Origin of the sequence: Actinosynnema sp. CS-041913 (assembly GCF_050942485.1) — a bacterium.
GTDB lineage: Bacteria > Actinomycetota > Actinomycetes > Mycobacteriales > Pseudonocardiaceae > Actinosynnema.
In genome coordinates, this window is record NZ_CP192037.1 from 3,599,944 (window position 1) to 3,619,919 (window position 19,976).

The 19,976-nt window shown below is 70.9% G+C and carries 16 protein-coding genes; 9 read left to right on the forward strand and 7 right to left on the reverse strand.

Features of this window, described 5'->3' with window-relative positions; all coding sequences use genetic code 11:
• Window positions 1-75 precede the first annotated feature (75 nt).
• On the reverse strand, window positions 76-600 hold the full coding sequence (locus ACQPZF_RS17230; RefSeq protein WP_433272745.1) for a DUF4188 domain-containing protein: 525 nt from the start codon (window positions 598-600) through the stop codon (window positions 76-78).
• A 115-nt stretch (window positions 601-715) separates the two neighbouring features.
• Entirely contained in the window at window positions 716-1,540 is an 825-nt protein-coding gene (locus ACQPZF_RS17235) for an SDR family NAD(P)-dependent oxidoreductase (RefSeq protein WP_433272747.1), read from the reverse strand.
• A 228-nt stretch (window positions 1,541-1,768) separates the two neighbouring features.
• Here ACQPZF_RS17235 and ACQPZF_RS17240 point away from each other — a divergent pair, with 228 nt between their 5' ends.
• From ACQPZF_RS17240 to coaD, 3 genes are all read left to right on the forward strand, one after another.
• The gene (locus tag ACQPZF_RS17240) at window positions 1,769-2,260 is read left to right on the forward strand and encodes a hypothetical protein (protein WP_433272749.1); all 492 of its coding nucleotides are present in this window, start codon (window positions 1,769-1,771) and stop codon (window positions 2,258-2,260) included.
• Window positions 2,257-5,298, forward strand: a complete 3,042-nt coding sequence (locus tag ACQPZF_RS17245) for a TIR domain-containing protein (protein WP_433272751.1) — start codon at window positions 2,257-2,259, stop codon at window positions 5,296-5,298. Before ACQPZF_RS17240 ends, ACQPZF_RS17245 begins: the two co-directional genes overlap by 4 nt.
• A gap of 65 nt (window positions 5,299-5,363) precedes the next feature.
• Window positions 5,364-5,807, forward strand: a complete 444-nt coding sequence (gene coaD, locus ACQPZF_RS17250; RefSeq protein WP_433272753.1) for a pantetheine-phosphate adenylyltransferase — start codon at window positions 5,364-5,366, stop codon at window positions 5,805-5,807.
• Here coaD and ACQPZF_RS17255 read toward each other — a convergent pair.
• Window positions 5,770-7,350 carry an amidohydrolase family protein gene (locus ACQPZF_RS17255; protein ID WP_433272755.1) on the reverse strand — a complete coding sequence of 527 codons (1,581 nt, stop codon included), beginning with the start codon at window positions 7,348-7,350 and terminating at the stop codon, window positions 5,770-5,772. The genes coaD and ACQPZF_RS17255 overlap by 38 nt on opposite strands.
• Window positions 7,351-7,438: 88 nt before the next feature.
• Here ACQPZF_RS17255 and ACQPZF_RS17260 point away from each other — a divergent pair, with 88 nt between their 5' ends.
• The 3 genes from ACQPZF_RS17260 (at window position 7,439) to ACQPZF_RS17270 (ending at window position 10,594) form a co-directional block, all read left to right on the forward strand.
• On the forward strand, window positions 7,439-7,906 hold the full coding sequence (locus ACQPZF_RS17260; RefSeq protein ID WP_433272757.1) for a MarR family winged helix-turn-helix transcriptional regulator: 468 nt from the start codon (window positions 7,439-7,441) through the stop codon (window positions 7,904-7,906).
• Window positions 7,907-8,303: 397 nt separating this feature from the next.
• A complete protein-coding gene (locus tag ACQPZF_RS17265; RefSeq protein ID WP_433272759.1) occupies window positions 8,304-9,521 on the forward strand; it encodes a cytochrome P450 in 1,218 nt (405 codons plus the stop codon).
• A gap of 194 nt (window positions 9,522-9,715) precedes the next feature.
• Window positions 9,716-10,594, forward strand: a complete 879-nt coding sequence (locus tag ACQPZF_RS17270) for a hypothetical protein (protein WP_433272761.1) — start codon at window positions 9,716-9,718, stop codon at window positions 10,592-10,594.
• Window positions 10,595-10,687: 93 nt separating this feature from the next.
• Here ACQPZF_RS17270 and ACQPZF_RS17275 read toward each other — a convergent pair whose 3' ends face one another.
• Genes ACQPZF_RS17275 through ACQPZF_RS17290 form a run of 4 tightly spaced genes read right to left on the reverse strand, consistent with a single transcriptional unit; the run spans window position 10,688 to window position 14,850 of the window.
• Window positions 10,688-11,743, reverse strand: coding sequence for an ABC transporter ATP-binding protein (locus ACQPZF_RS17275; protein ID WP_433272763.1), 1,056 nt, complete (start codon window positions 11,741-11,743; stop codon window positions 10,688-10,690).
• Window positions 11,743-12,564, reverse strand: coding sequence for an ABC transporter permease subunit (locus ACQPZF_RS17280; RefSeq protein ID WP_433272765.1), 822 nt, complete (start codon window positions 12,562-12,564; stop codon window positions 11,743-11,745). Before ACQPZF_RS17280 ends, ACQPZF_RS17275 begins: the two co-directional genes overlap by 1 nt.
• On the reverse strand, window positions 12,561-13,445 hold the full coding sequence (locus ACQPZF_RS17285; RefSeq protein WP_433272767.1) for a carbohydrate ABC transporter permease: 885 nt from the start codon (window positions 13,443-13,445) through the stop codon (window positions 12,561-12,563). Before ACQPZF_RS17285 ends, ACQPZF_RS17280 begins: the two co-directional genes overlap by 4 nt.
• A complete protein-coding gene (locus ACQPZF_RS17290) occupies window positions 13,432-14,850 on the reverse strand; it encodes an extracellular solute-binding protein (protein WP_433272769.1) in 1,419 nt (472 codons plus the stop codon). Before ACQPZF_RS17290 ends, ACQPZF_RS17285 begins: the two co-directional genes overlap by 14 nt.
• Before the next feature lie 321 nt (window positions 14,851-15,171).
• Here ACQPZF_RS17290 and ACQPZF_RS17295 point away from each other — a divergent pair, with 321 nt between their 5' ends.
• From ACQPZF_RS17295 to ACQPZF_RS17305, 3 genes are all read left to right on the forward strand, one after another.
• Complete coding sequence (locus ACQPZF_RS17295) at window positions 15,172-15,708, forward strand: NUDIX hydrolase (RefSeq protein ID WP_433272771.1); 537 nt, start codon at window positions 15,172-15,174, stop codon at window positions 15,706-15,708.
• Between the two features lie 295 nt (window positions 15,709-16,003).
• The gene (locus ACQPZF_RS17300) at window positions 16,004-17,113 is read left to right on the forward strand and encodes a nucleotidyltransferase family protein (RefSeq protein WP_433272773.1); all 1,110 of its coding nucleotides are present in this window, start codon (window positions 16,004-16,006) and stop codon (window positions 17,111-17,113) included.
• A 46-nt stretch (window positions 17,114-17,159) separates the two neighbouring features.
• A complete protein-coding gene (locus tag ACQPZF_RS17305; RefSeq protein WP_433272775.1) occupies window positions 17,160-19,976 on the forward strand; it encodes an AMP-binding protein in 2,817 nt (938 codons plus the stop codon).

Here is a 19,976-nt window from a genome sequence, read left to right on the forward strand (position 1 = left end):
CCGCACGCAGGGCCACTGCGACGACTCGCGTCCTGCACCGAGTTGTCGCAGTGGCACCAGCAGAGCAACCCGTGATCAGTCCGACTCCTCGGCGGTCGGACGGGGCTCCGGGCTTTCGGGCAGCGTGGTGGCGCCCGCCGCCAGCCGCGTGCGGGCGCGGTGGGAATTCTTATCGACGGGCACGATCTTCGTCGCCTTGGGCAGCGCCATGGCCGGTGTCCCGACGAACATGCTCTCGGCACGCTCGACGAGGAAGGTCTCGTGCCAGACTCCCACCGCCTTGGGGTGTTTCCTCGCCATCGCGTTGAACTTGGTCCATGCCGGACGGTGCTTCAGCGACCCGGCGGACGCGTAGTCGTAGAGCTTGTCGATCGAGGACCAGTACTGCACGGCGAACGGTCCTCGGCGGTTGAACAGGAATTCGTAGCCGAGCATTCCCGAGTCCGGGTCGTCGGCGAGTTCGCGGATCATCGCCGGCATGGCGAAGAAGACCGGCAGGTAGAGATCGGGCCGCCACCACTGGTTGAACGTCATGCCGATGTGGAACACCACCAGCTCCCCGTCGTACTCATGCGTGACCCTGCCTGGGACGATCTTCACCATGTCTCCTTTGTGGAACAAGTAGTTGCACCGTCGGCGCATCCCGCGCCGCGGTGGCGTCGCTGTGTCGTGACTGCTCGGGCCCCGCGCTGGGCGAACCAGGACCGGGCCGGCGTCAGTTGAGTCCGGCGGCCATGGCTCCGGTGACCGGCACGATCGCGCCGGACACGTAGGAGCCCGGCTGCGCGAGCCAGGCGATCGCGGCGGCGACGTCGTCCGGCGTGCCGAGCCGTCGCACCGGGATGCTCTCCACGACCGAACGGGCGGTGTCCTCGACGGTCGCTCCGGACGAGGCGGCAATCAGCTCCAGCTCGGCCGTGCCCAGGTCGGTGTGGATCATCCCCGGCGCGACGGCGTTCACGCGGATTCCGCGCGGCCCGAGCTCGGCGGCCAAGAGCCGGGTCAGCCCGACGATCGCATGCTTGGTCACGGTGTAGGCCCCGTAACCGGCCTGAGCGGCAATGCCCGCCGTGGAGGCAACGTTGACGATGCTGCCACCCTGCTGCTCCAGGTACGGAAGCGCGGCCCGGCTCAGTCGCATCGGACCCATGACGTTGACCAGCCAGGACAGCTCCCACTGGTCGTCGGTGACCTCGGCGAACGCGGCCACGCCGATCCCTGATCCCGCGTTGTTGACCAACACGTCGAGCCGGCCGAACGCGCTCACTGCCGCCTCCACCGCCGCCTCGATCTGCGTGGCATCGGTGACGTCGAGCGCGACGCTCGTGGCGTGGCCACCGGCGGCGCGCACCCGTGCGACGGTCGCGTCGAGACCGGCCTGCGCCTCTTCGCCGGCCGGCCCGGCCGGTACGAGATCGCTCACCAACACCGACGCGCCCGCACGGGCCAGGTGCTCCGCGGTCGCGGCGCCGATGCCTCGTTCGCGACCGGCACCGGTGACGAGAGCGACGAGGCCCTGCAGCGATGTCGTAGTTCCCACGATGGCCCCCTCGAGTTGATGTCTGACGAAGTGGGATCAGTTCACCTCGTGGCAGGCCTTGTTCTGGAGGGCATCAACGGCCATCACGGGGGGCGAACCGGACATGTTCCGCCGGTCGAGAAGCCGGGCCGGACCCGTCAGTTGCCGACGGAGGACCGCGTTCTCGTGCCGCGGCGCAACGGTCCGGAGCCGGCTGCGCGTGGCGGCCTGTGGCGGTACGGTCCGAGAATGCAGACTCCGCGTCGTGGCGTTCGCGCCCCGGAGATGTGTGCCTTGGTCATGGCCGGATCCTTTCTGCTGTCCGGCTGTTCCGGACGTGAGCCGGACGCCGCCCCCGTCTCGTCGGCGCCTGTCACCCCGACCAGTTCGTCCTCGTCGAGCTCTCCCGCGGTCGTCGCTCCGACCAGTCCGCGGATGACCAGTTGCTTGGTGGACGTGCACATCGGCACCGGAGCCGCGAGTGCCGCGTCCGACCGGGCGGTGAAGATCACCAGGTACCAGCGCGGCCTCACGGTGGCTTGCGGGGGACTGGACGAGGTTCAGATTCGCGACGACCGCGACACGCCGGCCTTCGCACTGGCCCTGACCTTCGGCGGCGAGACGACCGTCCTGCGCAAAGGCGAACGGGCTCCGGTAGGCCCTTATGAAGCCGTGTTGGTCGAGCAGTCCGGTGACGACGGCAAGCAGATGCGCTTCGAATTATCGGTGCCCGCCCAGTGATCCACGCCGGTAGTTCCCCTGACGACGTCGATTCCACGCCGACCGGGCTTGAATCGGCGGACACCAGGTCCGCGGACCGGCCGTCCGGCGAGCGGTACGACGCCTTCCTCTCCTACAGCCACGCCGACGACGGGGTCGCCGTCGCCGTCGAGCGCGGGTTGAGCCGGCTGATGAAGCGGTGGCACCAGCGCCGCGCGTTGCGCGTGTTCCTCGACCGGAACATCCTGGCCGCCAACCCCGATCTGTGGGGGCGCATCGCCGACGCTCTGGACGGGTCTCGCTACTTCATCCTGCTGGCGTCACCGCACGCCGCCGCGTCGCCGTGGGTGGGCCTGGAGGTCGACCACTGGCTGCGCACCGAGCCCGATCGCGGCCGGTTCCTGATCGTGCTCGCGCACGGCACGATCGCCTGGGGCGAGGGGGACTTCGACTGGGACGCCACCGACGCGCTGCCCCCCGGCCTGCGCGGGTGGTTCACCACCGAGCCGAAGTGGGTGGACCTGGGCTGGGCGCACGGAGAGCCCCGGCTCTCCACCCGGCACAGCGTGTTCCGCCGGGCGTTGGCCGAGGTGGCGTCGCCGATCCACGGTGTCCCGGTCGACGACATCGAGGGCGAGGACGTCCGCCAGCACCGGCGGATCACCGCTGTCAGGCGGTTCGCCGTCGCGTTCCTGGCCCTGTCGCTGGTGGTGGTCACCGGCCTGTTGGGCTACACGGCCGTGTTGCGGGGCAACGCCGAGGACCAGCGCGATGCCGCGTCGTCGCGCGACTTGGCCTCGCGCAGCGAGGCGATCGGCGACAACGACCCGGAGCTGGCCCGCCTGCTGGCGGTCGCCGCGCACGGGATCAGCCCGACCGGGCAGGCGCGGTCCGCCCAGCTCGCCGCGACGCTGCGCCCCGGCCTCGCGGTCCTGTCACCCGGCGGGGGCGCGGTGGGCGCTCTGGCGTTCAGCCCGGACGGCGGCTCCCTGGTGGTCGGCACGGCGGACAAGGCGATGGGCGTGTGGGACGTCGCGACCCGCCGGCGGGTCGGCGAGCCGGTCACCGGCCACGAGGCGGCGCCGACCTCGATCGCGTTCCGCCCGGACGGCGGGCTGCTGGCGACCGGCGACGGCGCGGACGTGCGGCTGTGGCGCCTCGCCGACCGGCGGCCGGTCGAGCCGGAGCGACTCGCCCTCGATCCGGAACGGACCGGGCTGTCCACCGTCGACACCGCGCACCGGGTCGCGTTCAGCCGCGACGGGAGGCTGCTGCTGAGCACCGCCGCGCGCGGCGCCCGGATCCGCATGTGGGACCTCGTCACCCGCACGGCGACGCGGCCGTACGTGCCGTCTTTCGGCTCGGTGGCCGCCGCGTTCACGGCGGACGGCGGACACCTGGCGACCCTGAGCGGCGACAACGGACACCTGAACTTCCTGCGCACCGGGGACTGGGCGGGCAACCCGGTGCCCGCGCACGAGAGCAGTCCGCGCAGCGACACCAGCCCGGCCGTGGCGATCTCGCCGGACGGCCGGGTCCTGGCCACCGTCGGCTCCGACACCACACTGCGGTTCTGGGACACGACCACCAGGCAGCCCCTCGGTGAGCCCATCACCGGCCGGGTCGACGCCGACCGTGCCGCGAAGGTGCCCGCGATCGCCTTCTCGCCCGACGGCGCGCTGTTCGCCGCGGCCGGCCACGGCGGCACGGTGTGGTTGTGGGACACGGCCGGGCGCCGGCCGGTCGGCGAACCGCTGCGCGGCCACACCGGCACGGTGACCACCGCGGCGTTCAGCCCGGACGGCGAACTGTTGGCCACCGGCAGCTCCGACGGCACGGTGCGACTGTGGCGGATGTCCTTGCACCACGCGATGGCCGCGCCGCTGGCCGGTCACGCGGGCCGGGTGTTCGCCGCCGCGTTCAGCCCCGACGGCCGGACGCTGGCCACCGGCGGCGATCCCCGACGGGAAGCGTCCATCCCCGGCCGGCCCTACCCGTGCGCCGACGGGGACTGGGACATGTGCTTCATCGGCGACCAGGGCACCGGGTCGGTGTCGGAGGGCAGGACCATCCGCTGGACCGCGGGCAAGGAGCGCTCGTGGTCCGCCGAGGGTCCGGCCGTGCACCTTTGGGACCTGGCGCGGCGCGAGCACGTCGCGGCACTGGACGCGGGCACGACCGCGGTCCGGGCGGTCGTGTTCGACGCCGACGGCGCGAACCTGTTCGCCGGTGGGCTCACCACCGTTGAAGGCACGGGGGGAACTTCGTTCCTCGGCGCGATATACACCTGGCAGGTCGACACGCGGCAGCAACGACTCCACACGCTCCACTCGAACCAGACGATCCGGTCCCTCGTCCGCCACCCCGACCGGCACGCCCTCACCGTCGCCTCGGACCTGGGAGGCGGGATCGGGACCGGCGGAACGGTCTTCGAGTGGAAACCGGAGACCGGCACGCCCTCCCGGACGCGCCTCACCGACACCACCGCCTACTCCGCGACGTGGAGCCCCGACGGCCGGGTCGTGGCGGCGGGACTGCAGGACGGTCGCGTGAAGCTGTGGCGCGACAACGCACCGAAGGAACTGGAGCGGCACGGAGGCCCCGTGGGCGCCGTCGCGGTCTCACCCGACGCCACGACGCTCGTGACCGCGAGCGACGACGGCACCGTCCGCCTCTGGAACGTCGCCGACGGCACCCGGATCGGCGAACCGCTCGTCGGCCACGTCGGGCCCGTGTACGCGGCGGCCTTCAGCCCGAACGGCGAGATCCTGGCCACCGGCGGAGGTGATCACTCGGTGCGCCTGTGGCACCTGCCCACCCGACGCCAGTTGGCCCCACCGCACCTGGCGCACCACGGCACCGTCAGGTCCGTGGCGTTCAGCCCGGACGGCCGGGTCCTGGCCACCGGCGGCGACGACGGCGGGGTCCGGCTGTGGGACACCGGCTCCACCGTCGACCCGCAGCGTTCTCTGTGCGCGGCGACGGATCGAACGCTCAGCGCCGAGGAATGGGACCGGTACGCACCCGGCCTGCCGCACCGCACACCGTGCCGAGGGTGACGAGCGGGGAGGCTCCTGTCACCGGTTGCCCGCACGGCCACCGCCGGTCGTTAGCATGGCAAGCCGTGCGCGCCGTATTCCCCGGCTCCTTCGACCCGGCCACGCAGGGACACCTCGACGTGGCGCGCCGGGCCGCGGGCCTGTTCGACGAAGTGGTCATGTGCGTCCTGACCAACCCGGAGAAAACCGGCCGGCTCCTCCTCTCCGAGCGACTGGCCCTGCTGGCCGACATGACCGGCGACCTGGCCAATGTCACGGTGGACTCCAGTCCCGGCCGGCTGCTGGTCGACTACTGCCGCGGGGCGGGTATCGGCGTGGTCGTGCGAGGCACGCGCACGCCGGGCGACCTGGAGCACGAGTTGCCGATGGCTCGGATGAACCGTCACCTGAGCGGCATCGAAACGGTCTTCGTCCCGGCCGGCCCCGCGCACGCGTACATCTCCTCGACCCTCATCGCGGCGACGGCCCGCTCTAGGCGAACAGGTCCTGCGGTAGTCCCATCGCCTTGAAGAGGTAGTCGCGCGATGCTTCAAGGTCCCGCCGCAGCCGGTTCAGGTCCGCGTCGAGCAGCCGCCCCCGCCACTTGCGCACCTGGCCGGCGACGATCACAGTCTCGACGTTGGTGCGGTCCATCAGGGACACGACCGCCCCGGGCACGTTGTTGAGCGGGGCCACGTTGAGCGCGGTGGCGTCGAGGAGGACGATGTCGGCCTCCTTGCCCGGCGTGAGGGTGCCGGTCCTGCCGTCGAGTCCCAAGTGCTTGGCGCCGTTGATGGTCGCGTAGCGGAGCACGTCGCGGACGGTGAGGAGGTCCGGCGTGCCGGGGGCGGGCGTCGGCCAGTTGTTGGGCGGCACGGGGTCTCCCTGGCCCAGGACCAGCTCGTTGACGATCATGCGCTGCATGGTCATCGCGGTGCGCATCTGCGTGAACGGGTCCGCGGTCATCGTCGTCTCGACGTCGGAGCTCAGGGAGGGCTCCATGCCCAGTTCCCGCATCTTGAGGATGGGCGGAGTGCCGTGCCGCATGGTCATCTCGATGGGGAACGCCAGCGAGACGTGCGCGCCGGCGTCCCGGAACCGCTGCCAGGTCTCGTCGGACATGCCGGTCATGTGGATGAAGAGGTTGTCCGGCCCCACCTGGACCCCGCCGTCGCCCCGCGCGATGGCGTCGAAGACGGGCCGCATCCCCCACGAGCCGACGGAGTGCGCGGCGATCCTCAGACCCAGCTCGCGGGCGATCGCCCACGCCCTGGTGTACACCTCCCTGCCGAGGTGGAGTTCGCCGCCCATGACCATGGTCACGAGCTGGTCGTCGGAGCGGAACCACTTGTCCCGGATGCGGTAGGCGTCCTCCGGGTACCGGGCTCCGATGCGGCCGTCGCCTTCGAAGTAGCCGAATGCGGCACGCCGCCCGGTGTCGATCAGCGCCTGGATCGCCGCATCGCTGTGTTCGGGGGAGTGGTGGATCTGCGACACGTCGAGCACCGTGGTGACACCCGCGTCAAGCTGCGAGAGCCCCGCGAACAGCTCATTGATGTACACGTCCCGCGTCCGGTACACCCGCGCGAACCCTTCGAGGATGTGCTCACCGTAGTTCGGCTGCGCGCTCGGCGATCCGGATCCGTCGTCGCGGAGCAGGCCATTGGCGAGGAACGCGCGCTCGGCGGTCTCGAACTGGTGGTGGTGGGTGTCGACGAAGCCCGGCATGACGATCCGCCCACGCGCGTCGATCACGCCGGCGCCGGCGGCGCGGATGTCGGGCCGGACCTCGACGATCCGCTTGCCCTCGATCAGGACGTCGGCCCGCTCGAAGTCGCCGACGTTGGGGTCCATGGACATCACCGCGCCGCCGCGGATGACATAGCGGCGTCCACGGCGGCCGGTGTCCTTCGGCGGTTGACCGTCGTCGTGCGCGTCGGCCGGGCCGGCGATGCCCGCGACCGCTCCAGCGGCGACTGCGGTCACCGCCGCGGAGGTCTTCAGGAAGTCACGCCGCCCGGTTCGCGCCGCCGACGGCTCCTGCGGCTCGCCCTCGTCACGTCGCCTGCTCATGATGTCTCCTCGCGCCCTTCGAGTTGATGTATCAACTCAAGAGTCGCACAGTTGAGTTGATACATCAACTGGCGAGTACGATGACCGCATGGTGCAGCAGCGACTGACCGAACGCGAACTCCGCGCCTGGCGGACGTCCTTCCAGATGCTGGAGCTGCTGCGAACGCGCATCGAGCAGCAGCTCCAAGCCGACAGCGGTCTGTCCAACGCCGACTACTCCGTGCTCGCGTTGCTGTCCGAGGCGCCCGACGGGCGGATGCGTCCCTACGAGCTGGGACAGGTGGCAGGCTGGGAGAAGAGCCGCATGCACCACCAGCTCACCCGGATGTGCAAGCGAGGTCTGGTCACCAGGGAACGGTGCGGCTCCCGGGGCGTGGACGCCGTGATCACGGCGAAAGGCCTCGCCACGCTCGAAAAGGCCGTGCCCGGCCACGCGCAGGAGGTCCGGCGACTGTTCGTCGACCCCCTCACGGCGGACGAGCTGGACCAGTTCGCCCGCATCGCCGGCACGATCCTCGACAACCTCCAGGCGGACCTGCCGGTCGGCTGGGCCTGATCAGGCGGCCGTTCGCCGCGCGAACACCATTCGACAAGGCACGGTAGGCCGGCGGTTGCCCGAAAATGTGAGGTAACTCACGTCCGTTTTGTCCGATTACCGCGAGGTTCCGCCCCGGCATGATGCGGGCGTAGGTCACTCGGCGGTGAGGAGGGGCGTGTGGGCGACGGTCAGGGTGGCGGTTCGCCGTCATCTTCGCCTTCGGGATCTTCACCGCACGGCCGGCCGGCCACCACACGCGACGCCCGAACGAGGCCGACGTCAAGCCCGCCGCCAACGGTCGGCCGTGACCGGCTCCGCCGAGAACGCGTCGTCGGTGCACTTGCCGAATGCACCTCGGACTCGCGGCTCGTGATCGACACAGACCAGAGATGAACGTTCGACACGAGGAGGTTCCATGACCGACGACAGGACAGCGGTGTCGCAATTCCCGATGGCTCGCGCGGCGGGTTGCCCATTCGACCCGGCGCCGGAGTTGACCCGGCGAGCCGAACAGGCGCCAGTTGCGCCGGTGAGGTTGTGGGATGGCAGCACGCCGTGGCTGGTCACCCGTTACGAGGACCTGCGCGCGCTGCTGGCCGACCCACGGATCAGCGTCGATCCCACGCAGCCCGGCTTTCCGCACACCAACGCGGTGAGCAAGGCACGCGACACGAGGATGACGACGCTGATGCAGATGGACCCGCCGGAACACACCATCGAGCGACGGTTGCTGACCGCGGAGTTCACGATCAAGAAGATGGAGGCCTTGCGGCCCCGAATCCAACACATCGTCGACGACCTCATCGACGGAATGCTCGCCGGCCCCAAACCGGTGGACCTGGTGCAGGCCTTCGCGTTGCCGGTCCCCTCGCAGGTGATCTGCGAACTGCTCGGCGTGCCCTACGCCGACCGCGACTTCTTCCAAGGAGTGGCACGCACACTCGTCATGGACGAACCCGATCCCGAACAGGCCGTGGCCGCCGGCGAGGAACTGAACGCCTACCTGGAAGAGTTGGTGGTCACGAAGAACGCCGAACCCGGCGAGGACCTGCTCAGCACGCTGGCCGTCGAACAGTTCCGGACCGGCGCGATGACTCCACGCGAGATCGCCGTGCTGGGCCAGCTCCTCCTGGTAGCCGGACATGACACCACCGCCAGCATGATCGCCCTGGGCACCGCCACGCTCCTGACGCACCCGGATCAGCTCCGCACGGTCCGTGACAGCGACGATCCAGCGCTGGTGGCCAACGCGGTGGAGGAACTCCTGCGCTACCTGTCCATCACCCACACCGAAGCCCGCCGTGTCGCACGGGAGGACCTGGAGATCGGCGGCCGGCTCATCCGCGCCGGCGAGGGCATCATCGGCGTGAAGAGCACCGCCAACCGGGACTCCTCGGTCTTCCCGAACCCGGATTCAGTCGATGTCCGCCGCAAGGCCCGCCACCACGTCGCCTTCGGCTACGGCAGGCACCTTTGCCTGGGCGCCCCACTGGCCCGGGTAGAGCTGCAGGTCGTCTACAGCACCCTCTACCGGCGCATACCGACCCTGGCGCTGGCCACACCGCTGGAAGAGCTGGTATTCGACGAGAACGCGGTCTTCTACACAGTGCGAGAGCTACCCGTCACCTGGTGAAACGGAAGGCCGGTTGCAGCCGGGGCTGTCCAGGTGGTGGCGTAGGCACGGAGGGGTCGTGCGTGGCGAGGATGCCCAGTGCGAGTGGGAGTCTTTGGCAGTAGGCCCCAATGAGGTACCGGGGCGTCGCGACGGTGGCCGCTTCGGCTCAATATGGTGCATGTCGGGAGTCAGGGCGAGCTGTAGGGGTTGACGTGGATCGCACCGTGACGGTCGAGTTGTTGATCGGTCCTCGTAGTGAGGAGGTGCAACTGCGCCTCCGCGACGCGGTCGGCTGGCAGGCGTACGCGGATGAGTTGACCGCGCTGCTCGGCGCGGCGGTCCGCGCGACTGGTGCCGCGGTGTTCGAAGTCGACCAGTTGCTGCTGAACGAGCCGGTGCCGGGGGACCTGACTTGGTTGCGCAACGGCGTGACCGTCGATCCGGCGACCGCTGTCGCCCTCGTGGTCGACATGGCGGGGGGCAAGCCGCCGCCTTTTGCGCTCGTTGCGGATGGATTTCGCGTGGACACGAGTTGGGACGGCTTCGTGCACATGGGAATGTCGGAAGGCCTGGCCGAGGAACTGGGCGATGTCGACGGTGACGAGGTGATCGTCGTGTGGCGACCCTGGGACGTCAGCAGGGATCCGGTGGTGGAACGGGTGGCGGACGGGGAGTTCTGGGCGGAGGTTCGGGCGGCGGCGCGGGCGCGGCTCGTGCTGTTGCGCGAACAATGGGCTCACGGGAGGTTGGGCACCCGGTGGTACCTGGTGGACGCGGGCAATGTGGACGACGTGATCGCGGGCATGGGGCGCCGCTCGCTGGTGGGTGTCGTGGTCGATCCGGACTTGCGGCTCGATCCGACGTTGGTGGAGAAGCCGTTCACGGCCTTTCCCGGCCCGTTGGTGCCGGGGAGGCTGGACCACGTGATGTACGGGTCCGGGGTCGACGACGTCTCCGAGGTCACCGGTGCCGGGTTGTCGTACATGGTGCCGGATTCGATTGTGGACGCGTGGTGCGCGGTCGTGCCCGATGCGGACGGCGTGGTCAGGATCGAGTGGGAGGACAACCACAGGTCGATCTGGACGCGCTGATGGTCGATCGCCGCCCGGCCGGCTCACACCCGCTCGAACGTGGTGGAGCCACCGCACTTGCCGGCACTCGGTCGGGAGCGCTCAGCCGGATGGTCAGCCGCCGAGCAGTCTGCCGTCATCCGCGCCGTAGAACAGCAGCCTGCCGGGTGCGGCGTCGACGGTGAGGGACGCGCCGAGAGCCGGTTCCTCCTGTTCCGGCACGGTGAGGCTGATCAGCGTGCCGTCCGGGCAGTCGAGGGTCACCAGTGACGACACGCCCAGGTTCTCCACGGTGGACACCCGGCCGGTGATGCCCTCGCCGGCCGGCGCCAGGTACTCGGGGCGCACGCCCACCACGACGGGCGTGTCGTCGGCCAGGCCCGGCGGGCCCGGCAGCCTCGCCCCGGCGCACTCGACGTGACCGTCGCGGGTCTTGGCCTCGATCAGGTTCATCGGGGTGGAGCCGATGAAGTTCGCGACGAACGTGTCGGCGGGCCGTTGGAACACCTCGCGCGGTGTGCCCAACTGACGGATCCGGCCCGCCTCCATCACCGCGATCCGGTCGGCCAGCGCCAAGGCCTCGGCCTGGTCGTGCGTCACGAAGACGGTCGTGAGTGCCAGGTCGTGTTGCAGCCGCTTGAGGAACGTCCTGGCCTCCAAGCGCAGCCGCGCGTCCAGATTGGACAGTGGCTCGTCCAGCAGCAGCACGTCGGCGCCCGCGGCGACGGCGCGCCCCAGCGCCGTGCGTTGCTGCTGACCGCCGGACAACTGGCCGGGTCTGCGGTCGAGCAGGGCCGACAGGCTCAGGCCCTCGGCCACCTCGGCAGCCGCTTCCCGTTGCCGCGCCTTGGGCGCACGGCGCACGCGCAGCGGGTAGGCGATGTTCTCCGTCACCGTCATGTGCGGGAACAGCGCGTAGTCCTGGAACACCATCGCCACCCCACGCCGGCCGGGCGGCAGCCGCGTCACGTCGCGCGACCCGATCGCGATGGCGCCCGCCGAGGGCAGCTCCAGGCCCGCGATCGTGCGCAGCAACGTGGTCTTGCCGCAGCCGGACGGACCGAGCAGCGCGAACAGCTCGCCGTCCACGACGCGCAGGTCGAGCCCGTCCACCGCGCGCACCCCGTTCGGGTACACAGTGGACACCCCGGTGATGTCGATGCCTGCCATCAGCTCTTGATGCCCCCGTGGAATCGGAACCCGTATCGCTTGTTGACCACCAGGTACAGCAGCACCACCGGGATCGAGTACAGCAGTGAGAACACCGGGATCACGGTCAGGTTGGCGCTGCCGCCCTCGTCCTGCAACGTCCGCATCAGCACCGCCGCGGGCTGCTTTCCGACGTCGCGCAAGAGCAGGAACGGCAGCAGGAAGTTGCCCCACGCGTTGACGAACGACCACACCAGGATCGTCGCGAGGCCCGGCCTGGCGATCGGCAGCACCACGTGCCCGAGCACCTGCCGGGGCGAGGCGCCGAACACCCGCGCGGACTCCTCGTACGAGCGCGGCACGGAGTCCATGAAGTCCTTCAGGATGAAGATGGCCGCGGGCAGCATGCCGCCCGCGATCACCAGCGCCGTGCCGAAGCGCGAGTCGATGAGCCCGAGTTGCAGCATCAGCACGAACAGCGGCACCATGGCCGCGGTGCCCGTGACCACGCTGGACAGCAACAGCAACACGTACAGCAGCACGTCCCGGCCGGGGATGCGCACGCGGGACAGGGCGTAGGCGGCCAGGGCGGCGAACGCCGTCGTCACCGCGGTCGCGACCAGGCACAGCACCAGCGAGTTGACCAGCGATCGCACCGCGTACGGGTGGCGGAAGGTGGCGGCCACGTTCGCCGACGTCCACTCGGGCCAGCGGATGCCGAACCCCGGCCGCGCGTCGAACGGCGCGCCGGCCAGCCACAGCATCGGCACCGCGAAGAACGCCAGCACCACCGCGATCAGCACGTAGAAGCCGATCCGGCGCACCACCCACGCCGGTGTCACGCGCGCCTGCGCAGCAGCCGCAGGTACACCAGCGCCACCGCCAGGTTGCCGACCAGCAGCAGCAACGACATCGCCGACGCGTACCCGAGCTGACCGCTCTCCAGCGCCTGTCGGTAGATCAGCACGGGCAGCACCTCGGATTCGTGGTTCGGGCCGCCCGCGGTGAGCAGGAACGGCGTGAAGTCGTTGGCCGTCCACAGGCTGATGAGCAGCGTGTTGGTCAGCACGTGCCCGCGGATGTGCGGGAACACCGCGTCGCGCACGGTCTGCCAGCCACCGGCGCCGGCCAGCCGGGCGGTCTCCAGGTGCGACGGCGGCACGGCGGCCAGCGCGGAGGTGTACAGCAGCATGGAGAACGCCGTGCCGCGCCAGGTGTTGAACACGATCAGGCTCGCCATCGGGTACTCGACCAGCCACGCCGTCCCCGGCCGGCCGAGCAGCAGGTCGAGCGTCCCGCCGTCCCGGCTCAGCACGGCGAACCACAGGTAGGCGACGACGGGACCGGGCAGGATCCACGCCAGCAGCACGAAACCCTCGACGGTGCGCCGCAGCCCCGGCCGCACCCGGCGCAGGAGCCAGGCGAGCGCGAAGCCGAGCACGTTCTGCCCGAGGACCGCGGAGCCGAGCACGAACAACGCGGTGAGCCACAGCGAGTTGGCGAACAGCGGGTCGTCCAGCGCGGTGGCGAAGTTTTCCGGGCCGACGACGCTCGGCTCGGCCGCGGCCGGTCCGGTCAACTGGTAGTCGGTGATCCCGATGTAGAGCGTCCACAGCGCCGGGAACACCAGGAACAGGCCGATCAGCAGCAGCGCCGGCGCGACGAACCCGATCGCCCGCGTCGTGCCGAGCCCCGCCGGGTCACGGTGGTCAGCCGCCCGCAACGGCGTCCTCGCCGACCGCCGCGACCAGCGCGTCGTGGTAGGACCGGGCGGCGGCGTCCGGGCTCTTGCCCGCCACCACGTCGGCGGTCGCCTGCCGCAACGCGGCCGACACCTTCGGGTAGTCCGCCAGGCCGGGCCGGTACCGGGTGATCGGCAGCACCCGGTCGGCGACGAAGTTCAGCATCGGGTCGCCCGCCAGCACCTCGTCGTTGACGTCCGTGCGCTGGGTGACCTGCGCGGTGCCCGCCAGCGCCGACTTGACCGCCTCGGCCGAGTTGAGGAACCGCATCAGCTCCCACGCCTGCCGCGGGTACTTCGTATTCGGGTTGACCACCCGCACGCCGCCGCCGGACATGCTGACGAAGTCTTGGCCGCCGACCCCGGCCCCCGGCGCGCGTGCGGGGATCAGCGCCCACCCGACGGCCGTGTCCCGGTCCGCCATCCGGGCGACGCCGATGCGCGGCTCGACCACCGAGCGCCAGAAGTAGTCGCTCTCCAGCAGGATGCCGATCTTGTTCTCGGCGAACATCGCGAACGACCGGTCACGGCCTTTCGCCTCCTGCTGGAGGATCGGGTCGCCCAGCCCGTCCCGGTAGACGCGCTGGTAGAGCGAGAGGACGTCCTTGACGCCCGCCGTGGCGCCCTGCCACTTGCCGTCCTCGTGCACGGTCGTGCCGGTGCCCACCAACGCGGGCAGCACGCCCTGCATCGTGGTGGCCTCACCCATCGCGGTGCCGGCGTTGAGCTGGAGCGGCGAGACGCCGGGCAGCGCCTTGAGCTTCGCGGCGGTGTCGAGGACGTCGTCCCAGCTACGCGGCTGCCAGTCGGTGGGCAGGCCGGCCTGCGCGAACAGCTTCTTGTTGTAGAACAGCACCCGGCCGTCGGTGCCCATCGGCACGCCGTAGCGCCTGCCGTCGAACTCGCCGAGGCGCTGCACGGCGTCCGGGATCTGCCGCCAGCCGTCCCACGCGTCGACCTCGTCCTTGCCGACGACGTCGTCGAGCGGCGCGACCTGGCCCGCTTGGGCGAACTCGCCGAGCCAGATGCCGTCCAACTCGACGATGTCACCGCCGCCGCCGGTCTTGAAGTCCAGCGCGACCTTCGTCTTGAAGTCCTCGTCGCCCGCGCCGTTCTGCTCAAGGCGGACCGTGGCGTTGACGCCCTTGGCCCGCTGCGCCTCGGTGAACCTCGGGATCACCCAGTTCGTGATCCAGTCCGCGCCGCGCGCGTTCTTCCCGCCCGCCACCGCGTTGGCCGTGATCGTCAACGTGACGTCCTTGGCGTCGGCGTTGCGCGCCGGATCGGCTTCCCGAACCTGGCCGAGGCACCCCGCGAGCAGGCCCGCCACCGACAGCAGGACGATCGTTGTCCGCCGCATCGCGCCCCCCACCAGAGTGCACGCCACTTCGCCACCTCTCAACATGGCACCCCGGCCGCTCGATTGCAGCACCTCCGGGCGGCATCACCCGTTTGATGGCCGGAGGTCGTCGGGTGGGCGACCGGTCGGAGGGCGGGGGAGGCCGGGGTCGCGGTTCCGGAGCCGATGTCCATCCACTGTGGACAGTGGTGGTCGGCGGTGTGGCGGGCGGGTGCGGTCGGCGGTTGTGTATCGTCGGGCACCTCCCGGAGCCCCCCGGGCCCGCGGTCATCCCGACGGAAGGCAGGTCATGCGCAGCAGAGCCGGACGGCGATCCGTGGCCGGTCGACCCTCCGGTGCGGCCTGAGCATGGCGCTCGACCGCGGCCTGCCGGTGCCGCTGCCCGACGACCTGCCGATCCTGGAGCGCAGTGCGGTCCGGGTCGTCGTGCTCGACGCCCTGGACCGGGTGCTGCTCTTTCGCATCCGAGACCGTGACCACCCCGATCTGGGCATTTGGTGGGAGCTGCCGGGCGGTGGCATCGACCCGGGCGAGTCCTATGTGGAGGCCGCGGTCCGGGAGCTTCGCGAGGAAGCCGGGATCGTGGCCGACCCGTCCCGGCTGGGGCCGCCGAACTGGCGGCGTCGGGCGTCGTTCCGCAGCCGGCAGCGCCGCCACCTCCAGGACGAGGTGATCGTCGCGCTGCGGCTGCCGGGCCCCGGGCCGGACGTCGACGATACCCACCGCCTCGACTACGAGCGCGAGGACTACTTCGACTTCCGCTGGTGGCCGCGGTCCGAGCTGCGGGTCAGCCGCGACCACTTCTACCCCGGCCGGCTGCCGGTCCTGCTCGACGCCTTCCTCGACGGCGACGAGATCGACGAGCCCTTCGAGTTGTTCTCCTAGCGCACCGCCCGCGTGCTCGACCCCGGCCGTCCCGGGGTGCGGCCGGTGGTGCGCCGGAAACACGAGTGCTCTGTTGACACTATAAGATCGTTGAGGTAGACAGTTAATGTAGAGTTCATCGGGGGCGGAAACGGCCGAACGTTCGCCGGCTATTACACCCGATGTGGAATCAGCATTTACTGGGGCGGTCCTCGACGGGCGGCCTGCTCAAGGTTTTCTCTGGGGTGGGATCAGGGTCGACGCCGGGGGGCTGTGCATGAGCGAAACTGGGGGCGGATGCTGGCGACTCCTGGAGTTGGCCAGTATCCACGACGACCGTGCGGCAGCCGGTGAGGTCGACTTCGACATTATTCTGGCCGAGGTCGACTGGGACTTCCTGATGGCCGCGGCAGTGCGCCACCGAATGCTGCCGAGACTGGCGGATCTGCTCATCCGGTCCGACCTGTCGGCACTCGTGCCGACGGAGTACCGGCGTGCCCTGGTGATGTCGCTGCACGAGAACCGCCACCGGTGCGCGGAGGCGTCGACAGAGGCGAATCGGGTGGTGAAAGCCCTGGTCGCGGCCGGTGTCCGGGTCGCATGCACCAAGGGCGTCGGGTTCCAGGTCACCCTCTACGGGGGGCTCGGCGGGCGTTATTTCGACGACGTCGACGTGATGATCCACCCGGAGGACCAGGCCCGGGTGACCGCGGTGATGCGTGAACTCGGCTACCTGGAAAACATGGAGCACGACCTGTGCACCGACACGCTGGTGGCGCTTTCCCGGCAAGACGTGGCAATGTTCCGACTCTATCCTGACCACCTGCCGCATTTTGTGCGCCCGGCGGTCGGTTGCGCGTTTCCGTATCACACGGTGGATGTCTGCTTCGATATTACGTGGTATGGCGCGGCCTGGCGGATTCCGATGCGCGAGGTGCTCGCCGAAGTGCGCCAGGTGGCGGTTCCGGTGGGCGGCGAAGAGGTAGTCACGTTGCCCGTGCTGACTGCGCCCTACGATTTCATCTTCACGGCGACCCACCTGTTCCGGGAAGGCTGGTTCGCGCGCACCATCGCGCTCAAGAACCTGCGACTGGGGCAGTTCGCCGATCTGTGGCGGCTGTGGCACCGCCTCGAACCGACCGAGGCGGCGGAACTCGTCAGGCTGATCGACGGGCACGGGATCGCGCCGCCGATCGCGTGGGCGTGCCACCACGTCGACCGGATCTTCGGCGGCGACCTCGTCGCCGGGCTCGGCCTCGGCGACTTCTGCGACGAGGACTGGCTGCACAGCGCCGGCGCCGTCGACGGCACCAGTCTGTCCTGGACGGGCGACATGCGTGAGCGCATCAGGTCGAGCAGCCCGATCGAGCTGTCACCCGCGCCCGCGCCCCGCTTCGCCGTAGACGCCCGCGCCGCTCGGCGCTAGGGGCTCGATCCGGGTCTGCCCGCAACACGAGTGAGGTGTGCCATTCATGCTTGCCCAACACTCGACCGGAACGCTGCGTCCCGCGCACCGCGTGCTGGAGGAAGCGGCATCCCGCACCCCCGACCGCATCGCGTTGCGGGATGCCCGAGGTGCGTTGAGCTATGCCGAACTGGACAGACTGGCCGTCGCCACGGCGACGTGGTTGGGCGAGCAGGGAGTGGGGCGCGGTGACCGCGTCGCCGTGCGGGCCTGCCCGGTCCGGGCGACGGTGGCCGTGTTCTTCGCGTGCCTGCGCCGCGGCGCGGTGTTCATGCCGTTCAGCACGGACGCGAAGCGGTACCAGTTGTCGGAGGTGCTGGCGGACGCCGAACCCGCGCTGCTGATCACCGATGACGCGGGACAACTGGGCTGGGCCGCGTGCCGCGGTGTCCTGACCGGTGAGCTGCCCGCCTCGGGGGGAACGCCGGCCGCGGTGCCCGCGCCGGGCGGAACGCCGGCCGAACAGCCCGTGGCGGTGGCGCCGGACGACTTGGCGTTGCTGCTCTACACCTCGGGGAGCACCGCGCAACCCAAGGCCGTGGTCTGCACGCACGCCCAGGTCTCCTTCGCCGCGCACGCCGTGGCGGAGAGCGTCCGGTACCGCGCGGACGACGTGGTCTTCTGCCGCCTCCCGCTGTCCTTCGACTACGGCCTGTACCAAGTGCTCCTCACGTTCCTGGCCGGCGGCACCCTGGTCCTGGCCGACGCGTCGCGCGACGCCCGCCTGCTGTCCGATGTGGACGCTCACGGCGCGACCGTGGTGCCGGTGGTCCCGTCGATCGCGACGATCCTGCTCCAGCTCGCCGGCCGCAGGCGTCCCGACGCCCCGCCACCACGGGTGCGGCTGTTCACCAACACCGGGGAGCACCTCTCGGCCGCCCAGGTGGAGTCGCTCCGCCGGGAGTTCCCCGGCGCGGGCGTGCAGCTCATGTTCGGCACGACCGAGTGCAAGCGGATCTCCGTGCTGGAGGTCGACGGCGACCGCGCGCGTCCCGGCTCGGTCGGCCGGCCGATCCCTGGCACGCAGGTGCGGATCCTCGGCGAAGACGGTCGGGAGCTGCCGCCGGGGGCGACGGGGGAGATCAGCGTCCGGGGCCCGCACCTGATGTCGGGCTACTGGCGTGCGCCCGAACTCACCGCGCGGCGCTACCGGGTCGAAGAGGGGACCGGCGAACGCTACCTGCTGACCGGCGACTTCGGGCACCTCGACGACGAGGGATACCTGTACTTCGCCGGTCGGAAGGACGACGTGTTCAAGCTCCGCGGAACGCGCACCTCCACGGTGGAGATCGAAGCGGCGGCCCTGGCCCTCGACGGCGTGACCCAGGCAGCCGTCCTGCCGCCCGGTGCCGACCGGGAAGCGGTGCTCTGCGTGGTCGCCACCGTGCCGCCTCGCGAAGTGCTCAACGGGCTGCGGGAGCTGCTGGGATCGCTCAAGGTCCCGCAGACCTGCCGGGTGGTCGAGTCCATGCCGCTCAACGTCAACGGCAAGGTGGACCGGCAGGCCCTGCGGCGACTGGTGGCGGGGGACGGGGCCACGAGCGGCCCCGCGCCGGACCGGCGTGCCGTCGGCGCGAGTCGACCGGACGTCCGGGATCTCGCCCGTCGCTACGGGACACCGGCCTACCACTACGAACTCGACGAGGTCGACGCCGCCGCGCGGCAGCTCCGCGCGGCCCTGCCCGATCCCGCCACGCTGTACTACTCGCTGAAGGCCAACCCGCACCCGCTGATCGCCCGGACGCTGCGGGAGGCGGGCTGCCACGCCGAGATCAGCTCCTCCGGTGAGCTGGAGGTCGCCCGGCAGGCGGGGTTCCCCGGCGCGCACTGCCTCTACACCGGGCCGGGGAAGTCAACCCGGGAGATCACCCTCGCGCTCGTGGCCGGGGTGCGGCGCTTCTCGGTGGAGTCGGCGGCCGACTTCGCGGCGGTCGCGGTCGCGGCCCGTGATCTCGGGGCGACCGCGGACTGCCTCATCCGGATCAACGCGCCCGGTGCGCGCGGCGCGACCAGCCTGCGGATGAGCGGGGTGGCCTCGCAGTTCGGCGTGGACCCCGGGCAGCCGGCCGAGCACCCGGAGCGCTTCTCGCCCCGGCCCGGCGCCCGGGTCGTCGGCCTGCACTTCTTCGCGCTGAGCAACGCCGCGACGGCGGCGGCCATCGCCGAGGAGTCGGTGGCGAACCTCCGCCTGGCCGCGTGGCTGCGTGACGAAGCGGGCGTCGACCTGCGCGTGGTGGACCTGGGCGGCGGGTTCGCCGCGCCGTACGCGCAGCCGGGCGACCGGCCGGACTACCGCGACCTGCGGCCGGTCCTGGAGACCGCGCTGGACGAGCACCTGCCCGGTTGGCGGACGGGCGACCCGCTGGTGGCGTTCGAGTCGGGCCGCTACCTCGCCGGTGGCTGCGGCCGGCTCGTGTCGAGGGTCGCGGACGTCAAACGCAACCGGGACCGCACGTTCGTCGTGCTGGACGGCGGTATCAACCACCTGGGCGGGCTTGCCGGCCTCGGCCGCCTGCTCCCGGTGAGCGCCGCGGTCCTGCCCGTCGGGGACCGGACCGCCGCGGGGGCCGCCGTCGAGCCGGCCACCGTGGTGGGGCCGCTGTGCACACCGGCGGACGTGCTCGCCCGGCAGACCACGACGAGCGCGTTGTCTCGCGGCGATCTCGTCCAGGTGCCCAACGTCGGCGCCTACGGGCTGACCGCGAGCCTGGTCGGCTTCCTCAGCCGGCCCATCGCGGCCGAGGTCGTGTTGCGCGGCGGACACCCGCTGGACGCCTCCCGGCTGGAGCTGGGACGCGCCCCGATAAGTCAGGAAGGTGCCTGA